We start from the raw sequence: 20,834 nt of genomic DNA, 5'->3' as shown, positions 1-20,834 counted from the left end.
CTAACCCTCCAGAACTTGGGTGAAGGCTTGCTTGATGCGCTCCGGCCCCGGGAAATAGGTCCATTCCTGCGCATGCGGGTAGGGCGTGTCCCAGCCGGTGACCCGAACGATAGGGGCCTCCAGGTGATAGAAACAGCGTTCCTGCACCAATGCGCTCAGCTCCGCGCCGAAGCCGGAGGTCTTGGTCGCCTCGTGAATGACGACGCAGCGTCCGGTCTTGCGCACCGACTGCTCGATGGTGTCGAGGTCGAGCGGCAAGAGCGTGCGCAAATCGATGATTTCGGCGTCGACACCTGCTTCCTCGGCCGCCGCCTGCGCCACATAGACCATCGTGCCATAGGCCAGGACCGTCACGTCGTTTCCGGGGCGACTGATCTCCGCCTTGCCGAGGGGCACGGTGTAATAGTCCTCCGAGACGTCGCCGAGGTCATGGTTCTTCCACGGAACGACCGGTCGGTCGTGGTGGCCGTCGAAGGGGCCGTTGTAGAGGCGCTTGGGCTCCAGGAAGATCACCGGATCGGGATCCTCGATGGCGGCGAGCAGCAGCCCCTTGGCGTCGCGCGGATTGGCCGGAACGACGACCTTGAGACCCGAGACATGGGTGAACAGCGCCTCCGGGCTCTGGCTGTGGGTCTGGCCGCCGAAGATGCCACCGCCCGTCGGCATGCGGATCACCATGGAGCAGGTGAAGTCGCCTGCCGACCTGTGCCGGAGCCGCGCGGCTTCCGACACGATCTGGTCGTAGGCCGGATACATGTAGTCGGCGAACTGGATTTCCACGACGGGCTTCAGCCCGTAGGCGGCCATTCCGACGCCGGCGCCGACGATGCCGCTTTCGTTGATCGGCGCGTCGAAACAGCGGTGCGGGCCGTATTTCTTCTGCAGGCCGGCGGTGCAGCGGAATACACCGCCGAAATAGCCGACATCCTCGCCGAACACGACAACGCGCTTGTCCCGCTCCATCGCGAGATCATGGGCGTTGCGGATCGCCTCGATCATTGTCATCCGGGCCATGTCAGTATCCTGCCTGCTGGCGTTGCTCGCGCAGGTGAGGGGGCATTTCGGCAAAGACATCGTCGAACATGCTGCGCGGCGACGGCTTGTCGCCGGAAATCAGCGTGCCGTTCGCCTCAGCTTCGCGCTGCGCGCTGCGCACCGTGTCGACGATCTCGGCCTGGGCCTGCGTGTGCCGGTCCTCGCTCCATTCGCCGATGGTGATCAGATGCCGTTTCAGCCGCTCGAGCGGATCGCCCAAAGGCCAGGCATCGAACTCGTCCTTGGAGCGGTAGGCCGACGGGTCGTCGGAGGTGGAATGTCCGCCGGCGCGATAAGTGACATGCTCGATCAGGCTCGGGCCGAGGCCTGAACGGGCCCGTTCCGCCGCCCATTTCGCCACGGCGTGCACCGCCAGATAGTCGTTGCCGTCGACGCGAATGGCGGGGATGCCGAACCCGTGGCCGCGCGCGGCGAAGGTCACCGCGCCGCCGCGGGCCATCCCCTGGAAGGTGGAGATCGCCCACTGGTTGTTGACGATGTTGAGAATGACCGGCGCCTTGTATGTGGAGGCGAAGACCATGGCGGCGTGAAAATCGTTTTCCGAGGTCGAGCCGTCGCCGATCCAGGCTGCCGCAATGCGCGTGTCATGCGAGATCGCGGAGGCCATCGCCCAGCCGACGGCCTGGATGAACTGTGTGCCGAGGTTGCCGGACACGGAAAAGAAACCGTGGTCGCGCGCGGAATACATCACCGGAAGCTGACGGCCCTTCAAGGGGTCTTCCGAGTTGGAATAGATCTGGTTCATCATCTGGGTCATCGGGTAGCCGCCCGCGATCAGCAGGCCGGCCTGACGATAGGTCGGAAAATTCATGTCGCCGTCTTCGAGCGCCATGCGGAAGGCGCAGGCAACGGCCTCCTCGCCGAGGTTCTGGACGTAGAAGCTGGTCTTGCCCTGGCGCTGCGCCTTCAGCATGCGTTCATCGAACTGGCGCAGCGTCATCATGTGGCGCAGGCCGTTGCGCAGCGCCTCCGCGTCGAGATCGCCGGCCCAGGGGCCGACAGCCTCGCCCGCCTTGTTGAGCACGCGCACGACCGAAAACGCCATGTCACGCATGTCTTCCGGCGCTTCATCGACCTGCGGCCGGCGAACGGCGCCGGCGCGCGGGATTTCGAAATCGGAGAAATCGGGTGTGTCCCCGGGGCGGCATCCCGGTTCGGGAACATGAAGGGCAAGCGGCCTGGGCGCGGTCATGGAGCCTCCTCCTCAAGTGTTTGCCAGATCGTTCCCCTGCGGGGCGAGCCGGCGGAAACGTCAGCCCCTGTCGCGCTCCTGAAGCAGCGCGCGGGCGGTGATCAGTCTCATGATTTCGTTCGTTCCCTCGAGGATGCGATGCACCCGCAGGTCACGCAGCGTCTTTTCCAGACCATAGTCTTCCAGGTAACCGTATCCGCCAAGCATTTGCAGCGCGTCGTCGGTTGTCTTGAAGGCCGTGTCCGTGACGAAGGCCTTTGCCATGGCGCAATATTTGGTGGCATCTGCGGCACCTGTGTCGAGCTTCCATGCCGCCTGGCGCAGGAACGTGCGCGCGGCCTGGAGACCGATCTCCATCTCCGCGAGACGGAATTGCAGTCCCTGAAACTGGTCGAGGCTTTTGCCGAAGGCGGTGCGTTCTCCCATGTAGTCGAGGGCGGTGGACAGCGCCGCCTGCGCACCGCCGAGCGCGCAGGCGGCAATGTTGAGCCGCCCGCCGTCGAGCCCCTCCATGGCATAGGAGAAGCCGTGGCCCTCCTCGCCAAGCAGGTGATCGTCGGGAACGGCGCAATCGTCGAACTGGACCTGGGTGGTCGGCTGCGCCTTCCAGCCCATCTTGCGTTCCGACGCGCCGAAACTGAGACCGTCGCTGCCGTCGGGCACCGCGAGCGTCGAGATGCCCTTGGGGCCGTCGGCGCCGGTCCGGCACATGACGACATAGAGGTCGGAGTAGCCACCACCGGAAATGAAGGCCTTGGCGCCCGACAGGCAGTAGCCGTCGTCGGTACGCGTGGCGCGGGTCCGAAGCGCGGCGGCGTCCGACCCGGAGCCGGGCTCCGTCAGGCAGTAGGAGGCAACCGCCTCCAGCGAAACGAGGCGTTCCAGCCAGTGCGCCCTGAATGCCTCGGTCCCGTATTTCGCGACCATGTTGGTGCACATGTTGTGGATCGAGATGAAGGCGGCGACAGAGGGACAGGCATGCGCCAGTGCCTCGAAGACCAGCGTCGCGTCGAGACGCGACAGGCCGGTTCCGCCAAGCTCCTCGGGAACGTAGATCGCACCGAAGCCGAGTGCGCCCGCTTCCCTGAGCAGGTCCCGCGGGATCGTGCCGGCCTTTTCCCAGTCGTAGGCATGCGGCGCGATCGCGGCTTTGCCGAAGTCACGCGCCGTGTCGAAAATCAGGGTCTGCTCCTCGGAAAGCCCAAAATCCATTTCGGTTGCGCTCCTTGACATTGCGTGCCGCCGGGCGCCGCCTGTGCCGGCGCCGCGCAGGCGGGTGAGTGCCCAGATAATTGCGCGCTATGGTCGAAATTTCTTGCCGTATTTGCTGAATTTCCGGAATGATGCGGAATATTCTTTTTCAGTTTCATCCGATGTCAGAAGGAGATTTCCATGTCACGCACACTGGATGACATCGACAGACGGATTCTCAAGGCGCTTGTCGCCGACGGCCGTCTGTCCAACACGGAACTTGCCCGCGAGGTCGGGCTTTCGCCGTCGCCGTGCTGGCAGCGGGTGCGCAGGCTGGAGGAAGAGGGGATCATCTCCGGCTATACGGCGGTTCTGGATCATGCGGCCCTCGGCGTCGGCGAGACCGTCATGGTCGAGGTTTCCCTCGACCGTCACGACGCGGAGGTGCTTGAGGACTTCGGCCGGGTGATGGCGGAAATCCCCGAGGTGCTCGAAGTCTATCTCATGGCGGGCGACTACGACTATTTCGTCAAGATCGCGGCCAATGGCACGCAAGGGGTCGAGGCCTTCCTGCGCGAACGGCTGTTCCGGGTCACGGGTCTCAGGCACTCGAAGTCGAGCTTCTCGCTCCGGTGCCTGAAAAACGTGGTGTCCTTCGTTCCCGATTGAGCCGTCGGCCCGGCCTATCGCGACCGTCCGAGCAGGGCGAGGATGAAGGCCGCGCCGATTGAGGTGGTGACGATCCCCACGGGCAGTTCCTGCGGCGCGAGCAGGCTGCGCGCGACGATATCGCTCAGCAGGAGAAGGCACCCGCCGATCAGGGCCGACAGCACGATCAGCCGGCCGTGAAGGGGGCCCGCGAGGCCCCGCGCGATATGAGGCACCATCAGTCCCACAAAGCCGATCACGCCGCTGATCGAGACGAAGGCGGCCGTTGCGAATGCACAGGCGAGAAACGTCAGTTTGCGAAGACGCGTGACGTCGACACCCAGCGTGCGCGCGGTGTCGTCGCCGGCGAGCATGGCATCGAAGCTGCGATGCCGCGCGAGGGCGAAAACCAGGATCACCGCCAGTCCCGTCAGCGCGACCGGCAACAGGTCCCATCTGGCCAGTCCGAGGCCGCCGAGAGACCAGAACAGGACGGAATGCGCGGCACGCTGATCGCCCGCGAACACCAGATAGTTGGTGAAGGCCATGAACAGGAAGGAAACGGACAGCCCGGCCAGGACCAGTCGTGCCGGACCCTGGTCGCCCATGCGCGCAACGAGCATCAGCACGATCACCGAGGCCGCCATGCCGCCGGTGAAGGCGGCGGTCGGCAAGGTCCAGATCCCGAAGAGATCGCCGGTGACGGTGATCACGAAGACCGCGCCCGCGGCGGCGCCCGACGACAGGCCGAAGAGAAACGGATCGGCGAGGTCGTTGCGGGTCGCGGTCTGGAGCAGGCAGCCGACAATGCCCAGGCCCGCCCCCACCATCAGCGCCAGAAGCGCGCGCGGCAGGCGCAGGTCGAGGATGATGCGGGCGCCGGCGTCCGGATCCGCACTGCCCAGAAGCGTCGTCACAACCTTGCCGAACGGCAGCTGTGTGGATCCGGTCGCGATGGCCGTGACCAGAAGCCCGAGGAGCAGCAGCGTGAGCGCGCCGATGGAGAGGGCGAAGCGCACGGTGCTAGAACGCGTCGGGGTGCAGGGCGCGGGCGAGCTTGTCGATCGCCGCAACATTGGCCGGCCCGGGCGTCAGCTCCTCATAGCGAAGCTTGAGGTAGCGGGCGTTTTTCACCGCGGTTGTGTGCTGCATGACCGGATGGGTTTCGAGGAAGCGGAAGAGCCCGTCGCCTCCCGCGCCGTTTTGATAGTCGAGCAGTATCAGAAATTCCGGATCCGCTGCGGCGACGGTTTCCCACGATGTCGTGCCCCAGCTCGTTTCCATGTCGCCGGTGATATTGGAGCCGCCCGCGCTGGAGATCATCGCGGTGGGCATTGCGTATTTTCCGGCGGTAAAGGGCTTGTCCTCTCCGGAATCGTAGAGAAAGACGCGCGGGCGCGCAGTGTCGCCGATGCGTTCGGCCATCGCGGACATATCCGCCTTCCAGCCGTCCACGAGTGCCCGTGCCGCGTCCTCACGGTCGAAGATGCGCCCCAGCCGGATCATGTCGTCGTAGAGAAGGTCGAGGCTGGCCGCCGGACGGTCCTTGTGGAGGTGGACGCAGCTTTCGGTCAGGATCAGCGTCTTGATGCCGTGGGGGGAAAGCGTATCGGGCGTGACCTCGCCGCCCGGTTTCATGCCGTAGTACCAGCCGGCGAAGAACAGATCCGGGTCCGCTGCGACCAGGTTTTCCAGTGTCGGGTACTTGGGGGCAATTTCCGGTATCTCGCCGCGTTTGCGTTCGAACGCCGAGCTTGTCTTGTACCAGCCGCTGATGCCGCTGACCCCGACCATGCGATCCTGGAGTCCGAGCGCAAAGGCCATCTCGCTCATGTTGATGTCCTGGACCACCATGCGCTGCGGTACGCTCTCGAAGGTCAGCGGCGTTCCGCAGTTGTCGACGGTCACGGGGTCGGCGACGGCACTTGCGGCGGTGGCGAGAATGGCGGCGAGAGAAATCAGATAGGGCTTCACAGGACTAGAATCCTTTGACGGTAGGGAGGAAAGGGGCGTTCCCAAGCGAAACGTCGAGAACCGACAGGTGCCGGTCCTCGCTTGGGTGGGGAAGGCGATGGAAGCCGACGTCGAAGACCCGTCGGATGCTTGAAAGACTGAGCACGTCCTGCGGATGGCCATAGGCTTCGAGGCGCCCGCCGCTGACCAGAGCGACGTGGCTGGCGAAGGCGTCGATCAGGGTCAGGTCGTGAAGGGTGGCGACCACGGTGATGCCCAGGCTTGCCACCAGTCCGAGCAGCGCGCCACGGGCATTGGGGTCGAGATGGTTGGTCGGCTCGTCGAGAACGAGCAGTTGCGGACGCTGGCAGATGGCGCGGGCAAGCTTGGCGCGTTGGCGTTCGCCGCCCGAAAGACCGCCGATGCGCCGGTGCGCCAGATCGTCCAGCCCGCACAGCGCAATCACCTCCGCCAGTGAGCGGCCCGGGCCGGTCTTGCCGAGGGGACCGGAGTGGGGGAGAAGCCCGAGGCTGACGTATTGCGAAATCGTGAGGCGCGTGTCCGGTTCTTCCAGTTGCCCGACGTAGGCGATCCTGCGCGCCCGCTCGGCCGCCGGCATGTCGCGCAAGCGCATGCCCCAAAGGTGGATGTCGCCCTCGGTCGGGTCGGAAAGGCCGGCGATCATTCGAACGAGGGTTGTCTTGCCCGCGCCATTGGGACCGACGACCGCCAGGATCTCCCCGGCATGAATGTGAAAGCTCATGCCCTGCACGAGGCTGGGCTTGCCGGGCGGTGCGAAGGCAACGCCGTCCAGCGCCACGGCGACCGGGCTGCCTGTCGTATGGGTCATTGCGCGGGGTCCTCAAGCGGCGACACGGGCGGGAGAGACGTCGGCAGGGCGGGGATGCGTGCCAGTGTCTTTCCGATGAGCCCGGCCGGACGGCTCCCCTGCGAGCTCCATCCGTCTTCCAGACCGGCGTATTGGGCCGCAAAGGCAATCAGCGGGGGGATGTCCGTGTCCGGATCGATCTCGCCGAACAGATAGGACGCCTTGCCCGATGCCTGGAAAGCGACGGTGCATGCGCGCGCGCATCCGGCCATGCACCTGACCCCGGTGACCTCGAATGGCCCGCAGTCGGCAGTCTCGAGCGCGTCTGCCAGACGCGCCAGGAGCCGGTTTCCCATGCGCTGGGCATCGTTCGGACCGCCGCCGCAGGCGGTACAGACCGTAATGCGATGCGTTTTGCCGCGCGCCTGCCGATCGGAGGGGCCGTCAGTTCGGAAATTTGGGTCGCAAGTCATGATGGCCCTGCCGCATGACGGTTTGCGAGCAGGAAAGAAGACGCCATGTCGGATTGTCGGCCGAGGGCCGCGTATCGGTCATATTGTCAAGCCTCCCGGAACGCCCCGTCCGGATAGAAGTGTTGCGTCTGGATGGCAGGTCTCCTGGCTCGCGGGTCGTCGCCGGGCCGCGCCTTCCCACCCCGCAATCGGGGCAGTGGCATATGCGGTCGGCTTTCCGCTCACAGTTGCGGGGGCAGCCACGGTCTCGGTCCCTTCTGGGTACGCCTCACCGTGTTCCCTTTTAATGCCGGCGGAATCGCTACCGCCGGCAACCATCGGTCCGAAACTCGCAGATCCCGCACCGCCGTGCAACAGGCTTGCGGGATCTCGGCTTACTGGGCGGGGGACAGGCAGGTCTTGAAGTCGTTTGCCATTCCCCGCATCAGGTCGAAATAGAGGTCGGGCGTGTCCGCCAGCGTGCTGCCGAGCGGGTCCAGGCTTCCCTTGCGCGTTGCGGTCCCCTCGATTGCCACCGCCACCAGTTTCGCGTCGAATTGCGGTTCGGAGAACACACAGACGGCCCCGGTCTCCTCGATCCTGTGCTGGATCTCCGCAATGCGTGCCGCGCTGGGCCTGGCTTCCGGCGAAATGGTGATCGCACCCGCCGACGAAAGCCCGAAACGTTTTTCGAAATACTGGTAGGCGTCGTGAAAGACGACATACCGAGCGTCCCGGACGGGAGCGAGCGTGTCCGCGATTTCCTGCGACATCAGGTCAATACGGGCGGTCAGGTCTGCGGCATTTTCCAGGTAGCGGTCGGCATTCGCCGGGTCGGCTTGCGCCAGGGTCCTGGCAATGTGCTGGGTCATGGCCTTGGCATTGTCGGGGTCGAGCCACAGATGCGGGTCTGTCGCGCCATGCGCGTGGTCGTGCCCATGATCGTGATCGTGATCCGCTTGCGCCTTTTCCGGATGTCCGTGGTCGTCGTGATCGTGGCCGTCGTGATCATGATCGTCCTCGCCCCCGTGGTCGTGCCCGTCATGCTCCCCGGCTCCGGTATCGCGGAAGGCGAGGCGGGTGATGCCGGGGGCGTTGGAAAGCGAAACCGAAACCCCGTCAGTGGCAATCGTGTCCAGCGGCTTGTCGAGGAATGTTTCCAGGTCGTGCCCGATCCAGAAAACGAATTGCGCATCCTGAAGGGCGGCGGCCTGGGACGGTTTCAGGCTGTAGGCATGAGGAGACGCAGTGCCCTTCACGATGAGGTCCGGCGTGCCGACGCCCTTCATGACACCTGCGACAAGCGCATGAACCGGCTTGATCGACGTGACCACATTCATCTCGGCGCCGATGGCCATGCCGGTCGAAAGACCGAGCAACGAGGCGGAAAGCAGCAGGGTTCGGATAGGGGACATGGAAGCTCCAACGCAGTGTCATGTTATAAGATCACATTATTGCGTTATGCTATAACGTGTGGCATAGAGTGGCGCAACACCCCGGCCGAGAAATTTTCACCGGAGGGTCCGGGCATGAGGTTTTCGTGAGTTTGACCGTCGATATGTCACTTGATCCTGACGAGGGGCGCGCTCTTGTTTCGCTTTCGAACGCGGGTGTGCGCCGCGATGGCGCCTGGCTCGTGCGGGGGGTCGACCTTGCGGTGCGGCCGGGCGAGATCGTCACGCTGATCGGGCCGAACGGCTCCGGCAAATCCACCACCGCCAAGATGGCGCTCGGCATTCTGTCGCCCGACGAGGGGAGGGCGGCTCGCCGGCCGGATGTGCGCGTTGCCTATGTGCCGCAAAAGGTGACGGTGGACTGGACACTGCCCTTGACCGTGGAGCGCTTCCTGTCCCTCACCGCGAAGGCGGATGCGCGGGACGCGGAGGCCGCGCTGGCCGCAACGGGAATTTCCCATCTGCGCTTTTCGGAGGTCCGCAATCTCTCGGGCGGCGAGTTTCAACGCGCGCTGCTTGCGCGGGCAATGTGTCGCAAGCCCGATCTGCTCGTGCTCGACGAACCGGTCCAGGGCGTCGACTACACCGGCGAGATCGCCCTCTACGAGCTGATCAAGCGCATTCGCGACGATCTGGGGTGCGGCGTGCTTCTGATCTCGCACGATCTGCATGTGGTGATGGCGGCGACCGATCACGTTATCTGCCTGAACGGCCATGTCTGCTGCCAGGGCGCACCGGTCGCGGTTGCCTCGAGCGATGAATACCGGCGCCTGTTCGGCGGACGGGCATCCGACACACTCGCCGTTTACGAGCATCATCACGACCATACCCATTTGCCGGACGGGCGGGTGCGCCACGCCGACGGCAGTGTCACCGATCATTGCCATCCGCACGCCCCGGCGCAGGAGCCCGACGCGACCACAGGCGAGGAGAACCGCCATGCTGGATGATTTCTTCGTCCGCGCGCTGGTCGCCGGCATCGGTGTCGCGGCGATCGCCGGTCCGCTTGGCTGTTTTGTCGTCTGGCGCCGGCTTGCGTATTTCGGCGACACGCTCTCCCATGCAGCCCTTCTCGGCGTCGGGCTGGCTTTGTTGCTTCAGGTCAATGTCACGCTGGCCGTCTTTGCGGTCTCCGCTGGCGTTTCGCTGGCGCTTCTGGCGCTGCAACGGCGCGCGTCGCTGTCGTCCGACGCACTGCTTGGACTTCTTTCCCATTCCGCCCTTGCCCTGGGACTGGTGGCGCTTGCCTTCATGACGTGGGTCCGTTTCGACCTGATGGGGCTTCTCTTCGGCGACATTCTTGCGGTCTCCGTCCGCGACATTGCGCTCGTCTACGGCGGCGGCGCGGTGGTTCTGGCGGTCCTCGCGTGGATCTGGCGTCCCTTGTTCGCCGCCACCGTCAATCCGGAACTGGCCGAAGCGGAGGGGCTCAATCCCGAACGCGCGAATATCGTCTTCATGCTCTTGATGGCGGTCGTGATCGCAATCGCCATGAAGATCGTCGGCGTGTTGCTGATCACCGCCATGCTGATCATTCCGGCCGCGACGGCCCGTCGCTTCTCTTCCGGTCCGGAGCAAATGGCCGTGCTCGCGGCGCTTTTCGGGATGGTCTCCGTCGTTGGCGGATTGTTCGCGTCGCTGGAATGGGACACGCCGTCGGGGCCGTCGATTGTCGTCGCGGCGCTGGCGCTGTTTCTTGCCAGTCTCAGTCCGCTGGCTTCCGCGATTACAAACGCCCTGCGTCGCAACGCAGGCCAGAAATCCGAGGTTCCGCAGCAATGAGCGTCAGTGAAGACAACCACTCCGGCTTGACGCGCAATCAGGGCCTCGTGCTCGATGCACTGTCGCGCGCCGATGCGCCGCTCAGTGCCTACACGATCCTCGACCAGTTGCGCGACGCCGGGTTTCGCGCGCCGCCCCAGGTCTATCGGGCGCTGGAAAAGCTGGTGGAGAGCGGGCGGGTGCACCGGCTGGAAAGTCTGAACGCCTTCGTCGCCTGCCAGCATCCGGGATGCGACGGGCATACCACTGTTGCCTTTACGATCTGCGAGCAATGCGGCCGCGTCGCCGAGGTCAGCGACACCGCGCTGGTTGAGCGCATTCGCGAGATCGCCGATGCCAGCGGCTTCCGTGTCTCCAAGTCGACCGTCGAGCTGCGCGGCCTGTGCGCGCAGTGCGTCCCGAGCGCCTGACGGTTCAGTCCGCCTCGGCGGATGCCAGGCTGCGGTGCCCCGGTGTTTGCACGCGGGCTTTTCGCAACGCCTCGGCGACCTCCCGCCGGTCGTCGCGGTTTGAAATCGAATGCGCCGCGTCGGTTGCGATGAGACGAAGGTGCTGATGCAGCACGCCGGCATGTTCGTCTCGCACCACCACCGCCATGCGTCCCACGGCGGCGATGAGATGCAGGAGCACCATGACGTTTCCACGTGCGGCGCGGCGCAGGGGATGCAGGGCTGTGCCGACGATATTCTTCACATTGAGAATGTCCAGCCACACCCGCGGTGTGCCGTCCGCGTCGCGGATCAGGGAGGACGGGGCGCCGCGTTGCAGGACCATCGCAAGCGACGCCGAAAGATGATCGAGCGCGCTGATGGCCGTATAGGGATCGTTGATGCCGGGCGACAGGGCGCGCAAGGCGATCTCGACATTCAGATGAACATTGAACTGAATGTCTCCATCGGGCGAGCGAACGTCTTCGATGTAGATTGCCTCCCGAATGGCCTTCTGGTCGATTGCGTCCTCGTCTCCGTGGAGAAAGGCGACCGGCGTATTCGCAAGCACGAAGAGGCCGGGACGAGCGACCATGCGTACGAACCCGTCATCCGAACCGGCGGCCGAGAGCAGAAGACGCGATTGCACGGCGGTGACATAACCCGACTTGCGGGCAAGGACGGGACGGCCGGGCGTTTCCGGAAGGGCATCGCGGTCGTTGGCCCGTTCATGCGGTTCGTCGTCAAGCAGGCGTTCGATGGCGGCGCGCAGGCGGCGCTGGGTTCGCCCGATCTCGCTGTCGACCATGACCCGCTGCGCGGTGTCGTGGACGAAGTAGACGACGGCGAAAAAGCTGATCGTCGCCAGCGCGATCGAAATGGCCACCGCGAAGCGTGGCACCTCGCTTTCTCCCACGACGTAAAGGACGATCAGCGAATAGAGGAAGGTTCCGCCCAAAAGCCCGATGGTCGTCTGGTTGACCCTGCTGTTGGTGAAGTTTTCCAGAAGGCGCGGTCCGATATTGCCTGCGGCCAGGGTGAAGACGACCAGCGTGAGCGAATAGACGAGGCTGATGACCGTCATCGTCGCGCCGGCGATGGTCCCGAGAACCGCGCGCGCGCCGCTTGCGCTGATTGCCAGGAACGGAACGAGATCGAAAACCGGCCCGAGCACATCTGTCCGGTCGAGCCAGACCGCGGCAGGTGCCAGGATCAGGCCAAGCAAGGCCAGGGATGCCGGGACAAACAGAAAACCGCGCACGGCTCTCCGCACGCGAAGGAGAAGGGAGGATTTTTCCATAAACGGCCTTTGTGTTGACCCTGATTGCATGTCATCGCTCCAGTGCGCGGCGAAGCGGTGACAGCGCGGTCCCTGGTGTCGAGGATACACGGGCAAAGCGTGGTTGCGAAACGCCATGAATGGCGGAAAACGGAGACGTCAGTGATTTCAGGGGTGATGAAACGATGTGCGGCTGCCCGCGGCGTGTGTTCGGGGCGCATGCGGCATGGATCCGCGGTGCTGGTTCGCCTCGCGGTTGTGCTGTCGCTTGGCTGGGCAGGTACAGCATCGGCGCAAGCCGCGGGCGACCCGGCGCCAAGACCGCGCGAAAAGCCGGTCGTCAACCTTCCGCTTTCGACGGCAGCCAGCGGATGCACCGCGCAACTCCTCGAGGCAGGAGCCGTTTTTCGGGCCACCCCGTCGCCCCCGGCGGGCGCGCTCGGGTGCGGGATCGACGATCCGGTGCGGCTGGACAGCGTGGCGGGAACCGTTTTCAGGCCACGGGCGGTGCTGTCCTGCGTAACCGCCCTCAAGCTTGTTCGGTTCTTGCAACGTCCGTTGACGGACGAGGTTCGCGCCACGATGAACACCGACGTAAAAACCGTCCATGTCGCCGCGTCCTACGCGTGCCGTGGCCGTAACCGGCAGGCGGGGGCAAAGCTGAGCGAGCATGGATATGGCCGGGCGGTCGACATTCGCGGGCTGACCTTCGCCGATGGCAGGCGTTGGGACGTGTCCCCGCGCCGCGACAACGACAGATCGCCGGCGGCCCGGTTGCAGCGGCGCGTGCGGGCGCTTGCCTGCGGACCGTTCACCACCGTGCTCGGCCCCGGTTCCGACGCCTATCATGACGATCATTTCCACTTCGACCTGGCGCCGCGCAATGCGGCCTATTGCCGATAGCCGCGCGGGGCTGGTCATTTTTGGCGCAGCGGCGGTCTGTCACATGGTGCAGGTAAGCGCCTACGACGAAATACGTACCCGGGGGCAAAACGCTGGATACTCAGGACGGGTGCAGATGTTGAAATGGATTTATCGGGTGCCGCTCGTCGGCTTTTTCGTGAAGAGCGCGGTCAACGGATCTTACGCCGAGCGGCTGGCCTTCGCGGTCAATATCCTTGCGCTGATTGGCATCTGTGTCGCGGTCTTCGGATACCCGGTGGTAATCGTGGCGGCCCTCGTCATGACCGCCGTCATGTTCACGATCATTGTCGGTGTGACGTCACAGGCCCTGTGGTCGCGATCGGTGGACTGAGCGGATCGCGCCTCATCGTGTGAGGGACAACGCCACGTCGTTTAACGCCTGCATGAGGATGGTCATGCTTTCGGCCGCGGCCTCCTCGTCTTGTCGGGAGATGTCCGACATCACCCGGCGGTGCAGGTCTACCGATGTGGCGAGATCCCGGTCTCTGCTGTAGCGAACCCAGAAGCGGCGGGAATGGGTCTGCAAGGGGGCAAGCACCTTCGACAAGTAGGGATTGGCGCAGGCTGTGTCGAGGATGGCGTCGAACGCCTTGTCCGCCTTGAGAAAAACCGAAACGTCGGACGTCTCGGCCGCTTTCTCCATGATGGTGGCGCACTCTGCCAGACGCGCGCGATGCGAGGCATCCGCGAAGCGCGCGGCCTTGCGGGCGAAGATCGGTTCCAGTGCGAGGCGGGGCTCCATGACCCGCAGATAGTCTTCCGGGCGAATGGCGGAGACGACGATCCCTGATCGGGGGACGATCTCCAGAAGCCCCTCCCAGGACAGGCGCTGGATCGCCTCGCGGACGGGTGTCCGCCCCAGTCCGACCTGCTCGATGATCTGCTTTTCTGTCAGCGCGCTGCCCGGTCGCAGCTCGAGGGAAACGATTCTTTCCTCGAGAAAGAGATAGGCGGCATGCGCCTGGGAGGTGTTCGACGTTTCCACTCTGTCTCTCCATAGGGCACGTTTCCGGCTTGATATATCAGAGCTTGACACTGTGCAATCAGCTGTGAATATCATTGATATATCAGAAACTGGAGGTGGCCTCATGTGGCGTGGTGTTTTCCCGGCGGTAACGACGAAGTTCACGAGCGAAGATGCGCTCGACACGAAGGAGATGGAGCGGTGTTTCGCGCTTCAGATGGAGGCCGGGGTCGACGGCTTGATCGTTTGCGGCTCGCTTGGCGAGGCGATGACGCTGGAGCCTGAGGAAAAGCTCGAGATCCTGGCCGTTGCGAAATCCGTGGCCGGGCGGGCGCCGGTCTTGATGACGATCTGCGAGAGTTCCACGCGCCGTGCCCGGGAAGCGGCAAGGGCTGCGGCGGCAGCCGGCGCGGATGGCTTCATGGTTCTGCCCGGCGTTCCCTATCGTTCGGCACCCGCCGAAACCCTCAACCACACGCTTTCCGTCACCCGTGCCGGCGGAAAGCCGGTAATGGTCTACAACAATCCGGTGGCTTACGGGGTCGATGTCACGGCGGAGATGTTTGAGGAGCTCGCCCGCGAGGAACTGATCGTGGCGATGAAGGAATCCACCGACGACATCCGGCGCGTGACAGAGGTGCTGACGCGTTTCGGTGACCGGTTCGACGTCTTTACCGGTGTCGACAACATCGCCATGGAAAGCCTTGTGATGGGCGCGCATGGCTGGGTGGCGGGTCTCGTCGTGGCATTTCCCAGAGAGACCGTGGCGATTTACAAGCTGGTCCAGGCAGGGCGCCTCGAAGAGGCGCGCGCGATCTACCGTTGGTTCCGCCCGCTTCTCGATCTCGACGTCTCCACGAACCTCGTGCAGAACATCAAGCTCGCCGAGGCTGTTGCGATTGGCTCCAACGACCGGGTTCGCGAACCGCGTCTGCCGCTGTCCGGCGCGCTGCGCGGGCATGTGACATCGGTTGTCGAGGCGGCACTGGCAGTCCGACCGGATGTTGCATCGCTCGGCATTGACGTCGGGTCCTGCTGAGATTGACGGCATCCAGGCCGGCAAGAGCGGGAGACAGGGTTTTGTAAGGCGCTGTTTTGCTTTAGAAATCCTCATGTTTCGCGCAAACGGGCGAGGGGGCATCGCTCCCCGTCCTTCTTTCATTCTGACTACGAGGCAAGCATGATCATCGGCAAGCACCTGATCGCCGGCAAATGGACCGGCGCAGACGCGACGTTTCGCTCCGCACCGGTGTCCGGTGAACCACTGGCGTTTCCGGTGGGAGGTGCCATCGAGGTCGATGCGGCGGTGACTGCGGCCGAAGAGGCGTTCTGGTCGTTCGGTTACTCCGAGCGTGAAACGCGCGCCCGGTTTCTGCGCCGGGTCGCCGATGAGATCGAGGCCCGCGGGGCGGAGATCACCGAGATGGCGACCCGTGAGACCGGACTTCCCGTGCCCAGGATCGAAGGTGAACGCGGCCGCACCACGGGACAGCTGCGCCTGTTCGCCGACCATATCGAGGCCGGCGCCTATCTCGACCGCCGCCATGATGCCGCGCTTCCCGACCGTGCACCGCTTCCGCGTCCGGAGATCCGGCTGGTCCAGCGTCCGGTCGGACCGGTCGCCGTGTTCGGTGCCTCGAATTTCCCGCTGGCCTTTTCGGTCGCCGGTGGCGACACCGCCTCCGCATTGGCCGCCGGCTGCCCGGTGGTGGTCAAGGGGCATCCGGCCCACCCCGGCACCAGTGACCTTGTCGCGCAGGCATTTGCCGCCGCAATCGAGGCGGAAGGCCTTCACCCCGGGGTGTTTTCGCTCCTGCAGGGAAACACCAACGATCTCGGCGCGGCTTTGGTTCAGCATCCGCTGATCAAGGCCGTCGGCTTCACGGGGTCGCTTGGCGGTGGACGGGCCCTTTTCGATCTATGCGCGGCCCGCAGCGAGCCGATCCCGTTTTTCGGCGAGCTCGGGGCGGTCAACCCGGTCTTCATCCTCCCGGCGGCTCTCAACGCACGCGCGGGAGAAATTGCGCGTGGTTGGGCGGCATCGCTCGCCATGGGAGCGGGGCAATTTTGCACCAATCCCGGTGTCGTGATCCTGCCGGAAGGCATGAATGCGGACGCGTTTGTTGCGGAGGCGGTGGAAAGCCTCTCCGCCGTTGCAAGCCAGGTCACGCTGACGGAGGGGATCGCGGCCGCGTTTCAGGCCGGCCGCGAGACGGTTCGCTCGGTTGCCGGTGTCGAAACCCTGTTCGAAGGCGGGTGCGGGGACCGGTCCGTCGAGCCGCAGCTGTATCGTGTCAAAGGGCATGAGCTTCTGGCGAGCGATGGCTTGCTGCATGAGGTTTTCGGGCCGCTCGGGATCGTTGTGACGGCGGCGGATGCCGACGAGATGCTGGCGATTGCCAGGTCGCTGGAGGGGCAGCTGACCTGCACGCTCCAGATGGACGCCGAGGACCGTGAGTTGGCCGCGCGGCTGATGCCGGTGCTTGAGCGCAAGGCCGGCCGGATCCTGGCAAACGGGTTTCCGACCGGTGTCGAGGTGTGCGACGCCATGGTGCATGGCGGGCCATACCCCGCCTCGACGAATTTCGGAGCGACCTCGGTCGGAACCATGGCGATCCGCCGGTTCCTGCGGCCGGTCAGCTATCAAAACCTGCCGACGGATCTGTTGCCGGCCGACGCGCTTTGACGCGAGGGGGGCTTGCCGGTGCGCGGTGGCAAGCCCCCGCCGGTGTTCCGCGACTGCCAGATAGATCGTGCTCGAGACAATGATCGCCATGCCGAGCACCGTGTTCCATGCCGGCGTTTCCGCGAATGCGGTTCATGATCACCAGCGCGGCGGCGCGGGCCGCGCCTGCAATCCCGGGAAGCCCCGCCGGTCCGAAGCAGGCGATCACCACGCCTGCGAACCTGGCCAGCGCCGCGATCCAGCGCGCGGCGCCGATGCGCTCGGCGCGGAAAGGCGTTGCCGTCCAGCGAGGTCGAGAAGATCAGCATCGGGGCAAGCGCCAGATCGAGCAGCGGGAAGCTGACATATTAGAGATACCAGACGCCAAGGCTCGTCAGGCCGCGCGCGATCTTCTGCTGCCCCGGAGGTTTCATCGCGAAGCCGCCGCGGGCGGCGGTTGGCCTGGAGCCGCGCAAGAACCGGGTCGCTCATGAACGGCCTCCGTCGACACCGAAAGTCTGACCGGTGATCCGGGAGGCCGACCGGACGCGAGATAGAGTGTTGCGGCGGCGATGTCCTCCGCCGTGCCGAGGCGTTTGGTGTGGATGGAGCCCAGCAAACGCTCCTGGCCGTCAGCGGCCTTCGCCTACCACTGGCGTTCCGTCGTTGGATTGGAGCGTATGAAGCCGGGCGCGACCGAGTCCGCGGTGATGCCCTGCGGTCCGAGTTGGAGCGAAAGCCGGCGCACGATGTCGACCAGGGCGTCTCGGGCGGCCTGCCACCTGGTCTTGTGACCCCCTCGCGTCCGATCTGGGCGCAGCGCAGCGTCAGTCCGCCATCTCGTTTGTGCGCGAGCCGGGGGGCGCCAGGGATTGGCGCACCACGATATGGGTTTCCAGGGTGGTCTGTTTGGGCGCGGAATTGTCCCGGACCTGGGCGAGCAGAGCCTCGGCGGCAAGCCCGCCCATCTTGCGGTGCGGCACATGCACCGTCGTCAGGGCCGGCGAGATGACGGTTGCCAGTTCAATGTCGTCGAAGCCGGTGATCGAGACGTCGGCGGGAACGTCGAGGCCAAGCTCGTGCGCGGCGCGTACCGCGCCGGCCGCAAGGACGTCGTTGCCGCACATGACAAGCGTCGGTCGCGGGCGGGCATGCATCAGCTCGACGAAGGCATCGCGCCCGCACTGGATGGAATACTTCGTTTCCAGGAGCGGCATGTCGCAGGGATCGAGACCTGCGGTAGCCAGCGCGTGTCGGACACCCGCCACACGGTCGCGCGCGCGGTCGTTGTTTCTCGTATATGCGGAGATGAAGGCGATCCGACGATGGCCCAGGCCGATGGCCTTGGCGGCCAGCTTGCCGGCGGCGTCTTCATTGTCGAAACCGACGCAGGAGAGGGCGGTGACGCCCGTCCCGGTCCAGGCGATGACCACCGGAATATGCCGTTCCTTCAGGAAGTCGTAGATCTCGGGGTCGCGTTGCGTGCCGATCAGCAGGATCCCGTCGGCGCCACGGGCCACCATCGTGCGGATCTGGTCCTCCTCGATTGCCGGATCGTAGGAAGAACTCGCCACCAGCATCGTGGCACCATTGGCGACCAGTACCTTCTGGAACGCTTCCAGCCCGCGCGCGAAGATCGCGTTTTCCATTGTCGGAATGACGGCGCCATATGTGTTGGTGCGCTTGGCGGCCAGCGCCCGTGCTCCGAAGTTCGGCGAGTAGCGCAATGCACGAACGGTTGCCATCACGCGCGAGCGCGTGCCTTCCGAAACCTGATCCGGAGAGTTCAGGGTCCGAGAGACGGTTGCGGTTGATACGCCGGCGGCCCTCGCGACATCTTCCAGTGTCGGCAGATCGGACTTTGGCGATTTCGGCTCCATCGGCGGCTCGGATCCCTTGTTTGCAATCAGATATACTGGGTTTTCTCAGCTTCGCAAACCGCGCGCATTGCTGCCATGTAAGGGCTTGCAATTTGCGATGTAAGCGCTTACAAATGGCAAGTCGGCGTTGGAGGACGTCGTTGGGAGGTTTCGATGTTTTTGATGTTGGCAGCGATTTCGTTCGCCCTGTTTTTTGCGAATGTCTTGTTCGCATCCGCCGGATGGGCGTCACCGCTTGGCAATCTGGGTGAGCTTGGGCTTCTCGTCGTCGCAACGGTTTGTTTCGTTGTCGCCGTGTTGAAGGCCGAAAAGCGCGCTGATCAGAAGTAACTATTCAAAATGCTGACTGGGAGGGAAGCACATGACTGCAGACGATACGATCCAATCGGACGAGCGCCGCAACTTTCTCAAGCTGACCGGCGCGGGCGCCTTTACCGCCGCGTTGGTTGCCGGGGCCGGTGGCATGCTCTGGTCGTCGGAGGCCACGGCCCAGACGGCGAAGGAAGAGCGGGAGCGCGAGGCGGCAGCCGATCACGTGATGACGATCGCCACGGCCTATGTGCTCGGGGCGTCTCGCAGCTATCCGATCCTGCAGCTCGATCTGAAGGAAAACATCCAGAACGCGACCAACGGCAAGGTCTATGTGAAGCTTGCGCCGGGCGGACAGCTGGGTGCCGGCGGCGCGCTCGTCCAGAAGGTTCAGGGCGGGACCATCCAGGCGGCGCAGCATTCGATCTCGAATTTTGCGCCCTTCGCGCCGGCCGCCGACCTGATCAACCTTCCGTATTTTTGCGGGTCCAACCAGCGGTTCGTGAACCTCGTGACCTCCAGGGCCTGGAAGGATCAGGTGCATCCGAAGGTGGAGGCCAAGGGCTTCAAGCCGCTGTTCTACGTGGTGATCGATCCGCGCGTTGTCGCCATTCGCAAGGGTGGCAATGTCGTGATGACGCCGGGCGACCTGTCGGGCGTCAAGTTCCGCGTGCCGGGCTCCGAGATGCTGCAGCAGTATTACCGGTTGGTCGGGGCAAATCCGACGCCGGTCGCCTGGGGCGAAACGCCTTCGGCCATCAAGCAGGGTGTGGCCGATGCGCTCGATCCCTCGGTCGGCGCGCTCTATGTCTTCGGCTTCAAGGATATCCTGAGCCATGTGACCTTCACGCAGGCGGTCCCCGACAGCCAGATCTATTCGTGCAACCTGGAATGGTTCAACAGCCTGCCGGTCGACGTTCAGGAAGGCATCGAGTTTGCCTCCGAGATCACCGCGCAGCAGAATCTGGCGAAGGTCCCCGCCGCCCGCAATTACGCGATGGCGGAACTTCGCAAGTCGGGTGTCGAATTCCATTCGCTGAGCGACGACCAGCTGGCGGAATGGAAAGAGGCCGGCGGCTACCAGCGCAGTGAATGGGATGGGTTCAAGGCCGATCTGGCCGGCTCCATGGACACCTTCGCCCAGTTTGACGAAGCGGCCGGCACCATGGGTCGCTATTACGTCCACGACGCCTGACGCCGTGGATGATCTGGCCGGCGCCCTCTCGGGCGCCGGCTCCAGCTCCAGACGCACATCGCCTGCGGATCATCTCCGCCAACGGCACCTTTGTGCCTGAAACCGGGTGCAGCGACCATGTTGAAAACCCTGAACAAAAACGCGGAGCGATGGGCGCTCCTCGGCTTCTACGTCATGCTCGTACTGACGATGGCCATCGAGGTCGTGCGGCGGGAGGTCTTTGCCTATTCGTCCATCTGGGGCGAGGAGATTGTGCGCTACTCGTTCATTTACCTCGCCTGGATCGGTGCAGCCGCGGCGGTTCGCGAGCGTGCCCACATCCGCATCGACGTGATCCTTCATTACCTCGGGCCGCGTGGCAAAGCCTTCATCTACATCCTCGGCGATGTCGTGATGTTCGCGGTCGCGCTCGTCGCGCTCTACTGGTCGTTCGAAACCGTCCTCGTGTCCTGGAAGTTCGGCTCCGTCACCGACGGCCTGCGGGTGTCCAAGGTCTGGTTCCTGATGGCGGTGCCAATCGGCTTTTCGCTGATGATCGTCCGGCTCATTCAGTCATTCGCCCACGATCTCAACTCGCTTCGAACCGGTGCGCCGGTCTTCGAAGGCAACAAGATGTTTGATTGAGGGCGCGCG

22 protein-coding genes and 1 riboswitch are annotated in these 20,834 nt (G+C 64.5%); of the genes, 11 read left to right on the top strand and 11 right to left on the bottom strand.

What is annotated here, in order from left to right; translation table 11 throughout:
- Genes G572_RS0117485 through G572_RS0117475 form a run of 3 tightly spaced genes read right to left on the bottom strand, consistent with a single transcriptional unit; the run spans position 1 to position 3,460 of the window.
- Positions 1-1,014, bottom strand: coding sequence for an alpha-ketoacid dehydrogenase subunit beta (locus G572_RS0117485; RefSeq protein WP_029059578.1), 1,014 nt, complete (start codon positions 1,012-1,014; stop codon positions 1-3).
- A gap of 1 nt (position 1,015) precedes the next feature.
- Entirely contained in the window at positions 1,016-2,248 is a 1,233-nt protein-coding gene (locus tag G572_RS0117480) for a 3-methyl-2-oxobutanoate dehydrogenase (2-methylpropanoyl-transferring) subunit alpha (RefSeq protein WP_029059577.1), read from the bottom strand.
- 60 nt (positions 2,249-2,308) lie between these two features.
- Positions 2,309-3,460 (bottom strand): acyl-CoA dehydrogenase family protein, encoded by a 1,152-nt coding sequence (locus G572_RS0117475; protein WP_029059576.1) that lies wholly within the window; start codon positions 3,458-3,460, stop codon positions 2,309-2,311.
- A gap of 180 nt (positions 3,461-3,640) precedes the next feature.
- Between G572_RS0117475 and G572_RS0117470 the strand changes: the two genes are divergently transcribed.
- Positions 3,641-4,108 carry an Lrp/AsnC family transcriptional regulator gene (locus tag G572_RS0117470; protein ID WP_029059575.1) on the top strand — a complete coding sequence of 156 codons (468 nt, stop codon included), beginning with the start codon at positions 3,641-3,643 and terminating at the stop codon, positions 4,106-4,108.
- A gap of 14 nt (positions 4,109-4,122) precedes the next feature.
- Here G572_RS0117470 and G572_RS0117465 read toward each other — a convergent pair whose 3' ends face one another.
- The 5 genes from G572_RS0117465 to znuA form a co-directional block, all read right to left on the bottom strand.
- Positions 4,123-5,106 carry a FecCD family ABC transporter permease gene (locus G572_RS0117465; protein ID WP_029059574.1) on the bottom strand — a complete coding sequence of 328 codons (984 nt, stop codon included), beginning with the start codon at positions 5,104-5,106 and terminating at the stop codon, positions 4,123-4,125.
- Between the two features lie 4 nt (positions 5,107-5,110).
- Positions 5,111-6,061, bottom strand: coding sequence for an ABC transporter substrate-binding protein (locus G572_RS0117460; RefSeq protein ID WP_029059573.1), 951 nt, complete (start codon positions 6,059-6,061; stop codon positions 5,111-5,113).
- A gap of 4 nt (positions 6,062-6,065) precedes the next feature.
- Positions 6,066-6,890: an ABC transporter ATP-binding protein gene (locus tag G572_RS24515; protein WP_084650308.1), complete on the bottom strand. Its 825-nt coding sequence runs from the start codon at positions 6,888-6,890 to the stop codon at positions 6,066-6,068.
- On the bottom strand, positions 6,887-7,342 hold the full coding sequence (locus G572_RS24510; RefSeq protein ID WP_051242678.1) for a DUF1636 family protein: 456 nt from the start codon (positions 7,340-7,342) through the stop codon (positions 6,887-6,889). Before G572_RS24510 ends, G572_RS24515 begins: the two co-directional genes overlap by 4 nt.
- Positions 7,343-7,459: 117 nt before the next feature.
- A riboswitch (cobalamin riboswitch) is annotated at positions 7,460-7,676 on the bottom strand.
- A 40-nt stretch (positions 7,677-7,716) separates the two neighbouring features.
- The gene (gene znuA / locus G572_RS0117445) at positions 7,717-8,736 is read right to left on the bottom strand and encodes a zinc ABC transporter substrate-binding protein ZnuA (RefSeq protein ID WP_029059572.1); all 1,020 of its coding nucleotides are present in this window, start codon (positions 8,734-8,736) and stop codon (positions 7,717-7,719) included.
- Between the two features lie 143 nt (positions 8,737-8,879).
- Between znuA and G572_RS24505 the strand changes: the two genes are divergently transcribed.
- From G572_RS24505 to G572_RS0117430, 3 genes are read left to right on the top strand one after another with little or no spacing between them, the layout of a single operon-like run.
- Positions 8,880-9,725, top strand: a complete 846-nt coding sequence (locus tag G572_RS24505) for an ATP-binding cassette domain-containing protein (RefSeq protein ID WP_051242677.1) — start codon at positions 8,880-8,882, stop codon at positions 9,723-9,725.
- Positions 9,715-10,557: a metal ABC transporter permease gene (locus tag G572_RS0117435; protein ID WP_029059571.1), complete on the top strand. Its 843-nt coding sequence runs from the start codon at positions 9,715-9,717 to the stop codon at positions 10,555-10,557. Before G572_RS24505 ends, G572_RS0117435 begins: the two co-directional genes overlap by 11 nt.
- Positions 10,554-10,967 carry a Fur family transcriptional regulator gene (locus G572_RS0117430; protein ID WP_029059570.1) on the top strand — a complete coding sequence of 138 codons (414 nt, stop codon included), beginning with the start codon at positions 10,554-10,556 and terminating at the stop codon, positions 10,965-10,967. The genes G572_RS0117435 and G572_RS0117430 overlap by 4 nt, the downstream gene beginning before the upstream one ends.
- A 4-nt stretch (positions 10,968-10,971) precedes the next feature.
- Here the strand turns inward: G572_RS0117430 and G572_RS0117425 are convergent, their stop codons facing one another.
- Entirely contained in the window at positions 10,972-12,246 is a 1,275-nt protein-coding gene (locus G572_RS0117425) for a DUF2254 domain-containing protein (RefSeq protein WP_208979144.1), read from the bottom strand.
- Positions 12,247-12,483: 237 nt separating this feature from the next.
- Here G572_RS0117425 and G572_RS24500 point away from each other — a divergent pair, with 237 nt between their 5' ends.
- Together G572_RS24500 and G572_RS26320 are read left to right on the top strand one after the other, a co-directional pair.
- Positions 12,484-13,167 (top strand): extensin-like domain-containing protein, encoded by a 684-nt coding sequence (locus G572_RS24500; protein ID WP_051242675.1) that lies wholly within the window; start codon positions 12,484-12,486, stop codon positions 13,165-13,167.
- Positions 13,112-13,519: a hypothetical protein gene (locus G572_RS26320; protein WP_156884708.1), complete on the top strand. Its 408-nt coding sequence runs from the start codon at positions 13,112-13,114 to the stop codon at positions 13,517-13,519. Before G572_RS24500 ends, G572_RS26320 begins: the two co-directional genes overlap by 56 nt.
- A 12-nt stretch (positions 13,520-13,531) precedes the next feature.
- Here the strand turns inward: G572_RS26320 and G572_RS24495 are convergent, their stop codons facing one another.
- Complete coding sequence (locus tag G572_RS24495) at positions 13,532-14,173, bottom strand: GntR family transcriptional regulator (RefSeq protein ID WP_037547394.1); 642 nt, start codon at positions 14,171-14,173, stop codon at positions 13,532-13,534.
- Between the two features lie 103 nt (positions 14,174-14,276).
- Here G572_RS24495 and G572_RS0117405 point away from each other — a divergent pair, with 103 nt between their 5' ends.
- The 3 genes from G572_RS0117405 to G572_RS0117395 all read left to right on the top strand — a co-directional run bounded on the left by G572_RS0117405 (position 14,277) and on the right by G572_RS0117395 (position 17,311).
- Positions 14,277-15,191, top strand: a complete 915-nt coding sequence (locus G572_RS0117405; protein ID WP_029059567.1) for a dihydrodipicolinate synthase family protein — start codon at positions 14,277-14,279, stop codon at positions 15,189-15,191.
- A 141-nt stretch (positions 15,192-15,332) separates the two neighbouring features.
- Positions 15,333-16,838, top strand: coding sequence for an aldehyde dehydrogenase (NADP(+)) (locus G572_RS0117400; protein ID WP_029059566.1), 1,506 nt, complete (start codon positions 15,333-15,335; stop codon positions 16,836-16,838).
- A gap of 134 nt (positions 16,839-16,972) precedes the next feature.
- The gene (locus G572_RS0117395; RefSeq protein ID WP_156884706.1) at positions 16,973-17,311 is read left to right on the top strand and encodes a hypothetical protein; all 339 of its coding nucleotides are present in this window, start codon (positions 16,973-16,975) and stop codon (positions 17,309-17,311) included.
- Between the two features lie 333 nt (positions 17,312-17,644).
- Here the strand turns inward: G572_RS0117395 and G572_RS0117390 are convergent, their stop codons facing one another.
- Positions 17,645-18,697, bottom strand: a complete 1,053-nt coding sequence (locus tag G572_RS0117390; RefSeq protein WP_029059564.1) for a LacI family DNA-binding transcriptional regulator — start codon at positions 18,695-18,697, stop codon at positions 17,645-17,647.
- A 361-nt stretch (positions 18,698-19,058) separates the two neighbouring features.
- On the opposite strand from G572_RS0117390, the gene G572_RS0117380 reads away from it, so the two are divergent.
- Positions 19,059-20,201, top strand: a complete 1,143-nt coding sequence (locus G572_RS0117380) for a TRAP transporter substrate-binding protein (RefSeq protein ID WP_029059563.1) — start codon at positions 19,059-19,061, stop codon at positions 20,199-20,201.
- 117 nt (positions 20,202-20,318) lie between these two features.
- Complete coding sequence (locus tag G572_RS0117375; protein ID WP_029059562.1) at positions 20,319-20,825, top strand: TRAP transporter small permease; 507 nt, start codon at positions 20,319-20,321, stop codon at positions 20,823-20,825.
- Positions 20,826-20,834 lie beyond the last annotated feature (9 nt).

The sequence above is a fragment of the Stappia stellulata DSM 5886 genome (genome assembly GCF_000423705.1).
Taxonomy (GTDB): Bacteria; Pseudomonadota; Alphaproteobacteria; order Rhizobiales; family Stappiaceae; genus Stappia; species Stappia stellulata.
Note: the sequence above shows the minus strand (reverse complement) of the source record. Positions and strands in the feature narration are given on the sequence as shown.

Bases quoted from the DNA above. Each gene is read 5' to 3' on its own strand.
- G572_RS0117405 (WP_029059567.1), top strand. From the start codon at position 14,277: ATGTGGCGTGGTGTTTTCCCGGCGGTAACGACGAAGTTCACGAGCGAA.
- G572_RS24515 (WP_084650308.1), bottom strand. From the start codon at position 6,890: ATGACCCATACGACAGGCAGCCCGGTCGCCGTGGCGCTGGACGGCGTT.
- G572_RS0117475 (WP_029059576.1), bottom strand. From the start codon at position 3,460: ATGGATTTTGGGCTTTCCGAGGAGCAGACCCTGATTTTCGACACGGCG.
- G572_RS0117480 (WP_029059577.1), bottom strand. From the start codon at position 2,248: ATGACCGCGCCCAGGCCGCTTGCCCTTCATGTTCCCGAACCGGGATGC.
- G572_RS0117380 (WP_029059563.1), top strand. From the start codon at position 19,059: ATGACTGCAGACGATACGATCCAATCGGACGAGCGCCGCAACTTTCTC.
- G572_RS26320 (WP_156884708.1), top strand. From the start codon at position 13,112: ATGACGATCATTTCCACTTCGACCTGGCGCCGCGCAATGCGGCCTATT.
- znuA (WP_029059572.1), bottom strand. From the start codon at position 8,736: ATGTCCCCTATCCGAACCCTGCTGCTTTCCGCCTCGTTGCTCGGTCTT.
- G572_RS24505 (WP_051242677.1), top strand. From the start codon at position 8,880: ATGTCACTTGATCCTGACGAGGGGCGCGCTCTTGTTTCGCTTTCGAAC.
- G572_RS0117390 (WP_029059564.1), bottom strand. From the start codon at position 18,697: ATGGAGCCGAAATCGCCAAAGTCCGATCTGCCGACACTGGAAGATGTC.
- G572_RS24500 (WP_051242675.1), top strand. From the start codon at position 12,484: ATGCGGCATGGATCCGCGGTGCTGGTTCGCCTCGCGGTTGTGCTGTCG.
- G572_RS0117435 (WP_029059571.1), top strand. From the start codon at position 9,715: ATGCTGGATGATTTCTTCGTCCGCGCGCTGGTCGCCGGCATCGGTGTC.
- G572_RS24510 (WP_051242678.1), bottom strand. From the start codon at position 7,342: ATGACTTGCGACCCAAATTTCCGAACTGACGGCCCCTCCGATCGGCAG.
- G572_RS0117400 (WP_029059566.1), top strand. From the start codon at position 15,333: ATGATCATCGGCAAGCACCTGATCGCCGGCAAATGGACCGGCGCAGAC.
- G572_RS0117395 (WP_156884706.1), top strand. From the start codon at position 16,973: ATGATCACCAGCGCGGCGGCGCGGGCCGCGCCTGCAATCCCGGGAAGC.
- G572_RS0117470 (WP_029059575.1), top strand. From the start codon at position 3,641: ATGTCACGCACACTGGATGACATCGACAGACGGATTCTCAAGGCGCTT.
- G572_RS0117375 (WP_029059562.1), top strand. From the start codon at position 20,319: ATGTTGAAAACCCTGAACAAAAACGCGGAGCGATGGGCGCTCCTCGGC.
- G572_RS0117430 (WP_029059570.1), top strand. From the start codon at position 10,554: ATGAGCGTCAGTGAAGACAACCACTCCGGCTTGACGCGCAATCAGGGC.
- G572_RS0117485 (WP_029059578.1), bottom strand. From the start codon at position 1,014: ATGGCCCGGATGACAATGATCGAGGCGATCCGCAACGCCCATGATCTC.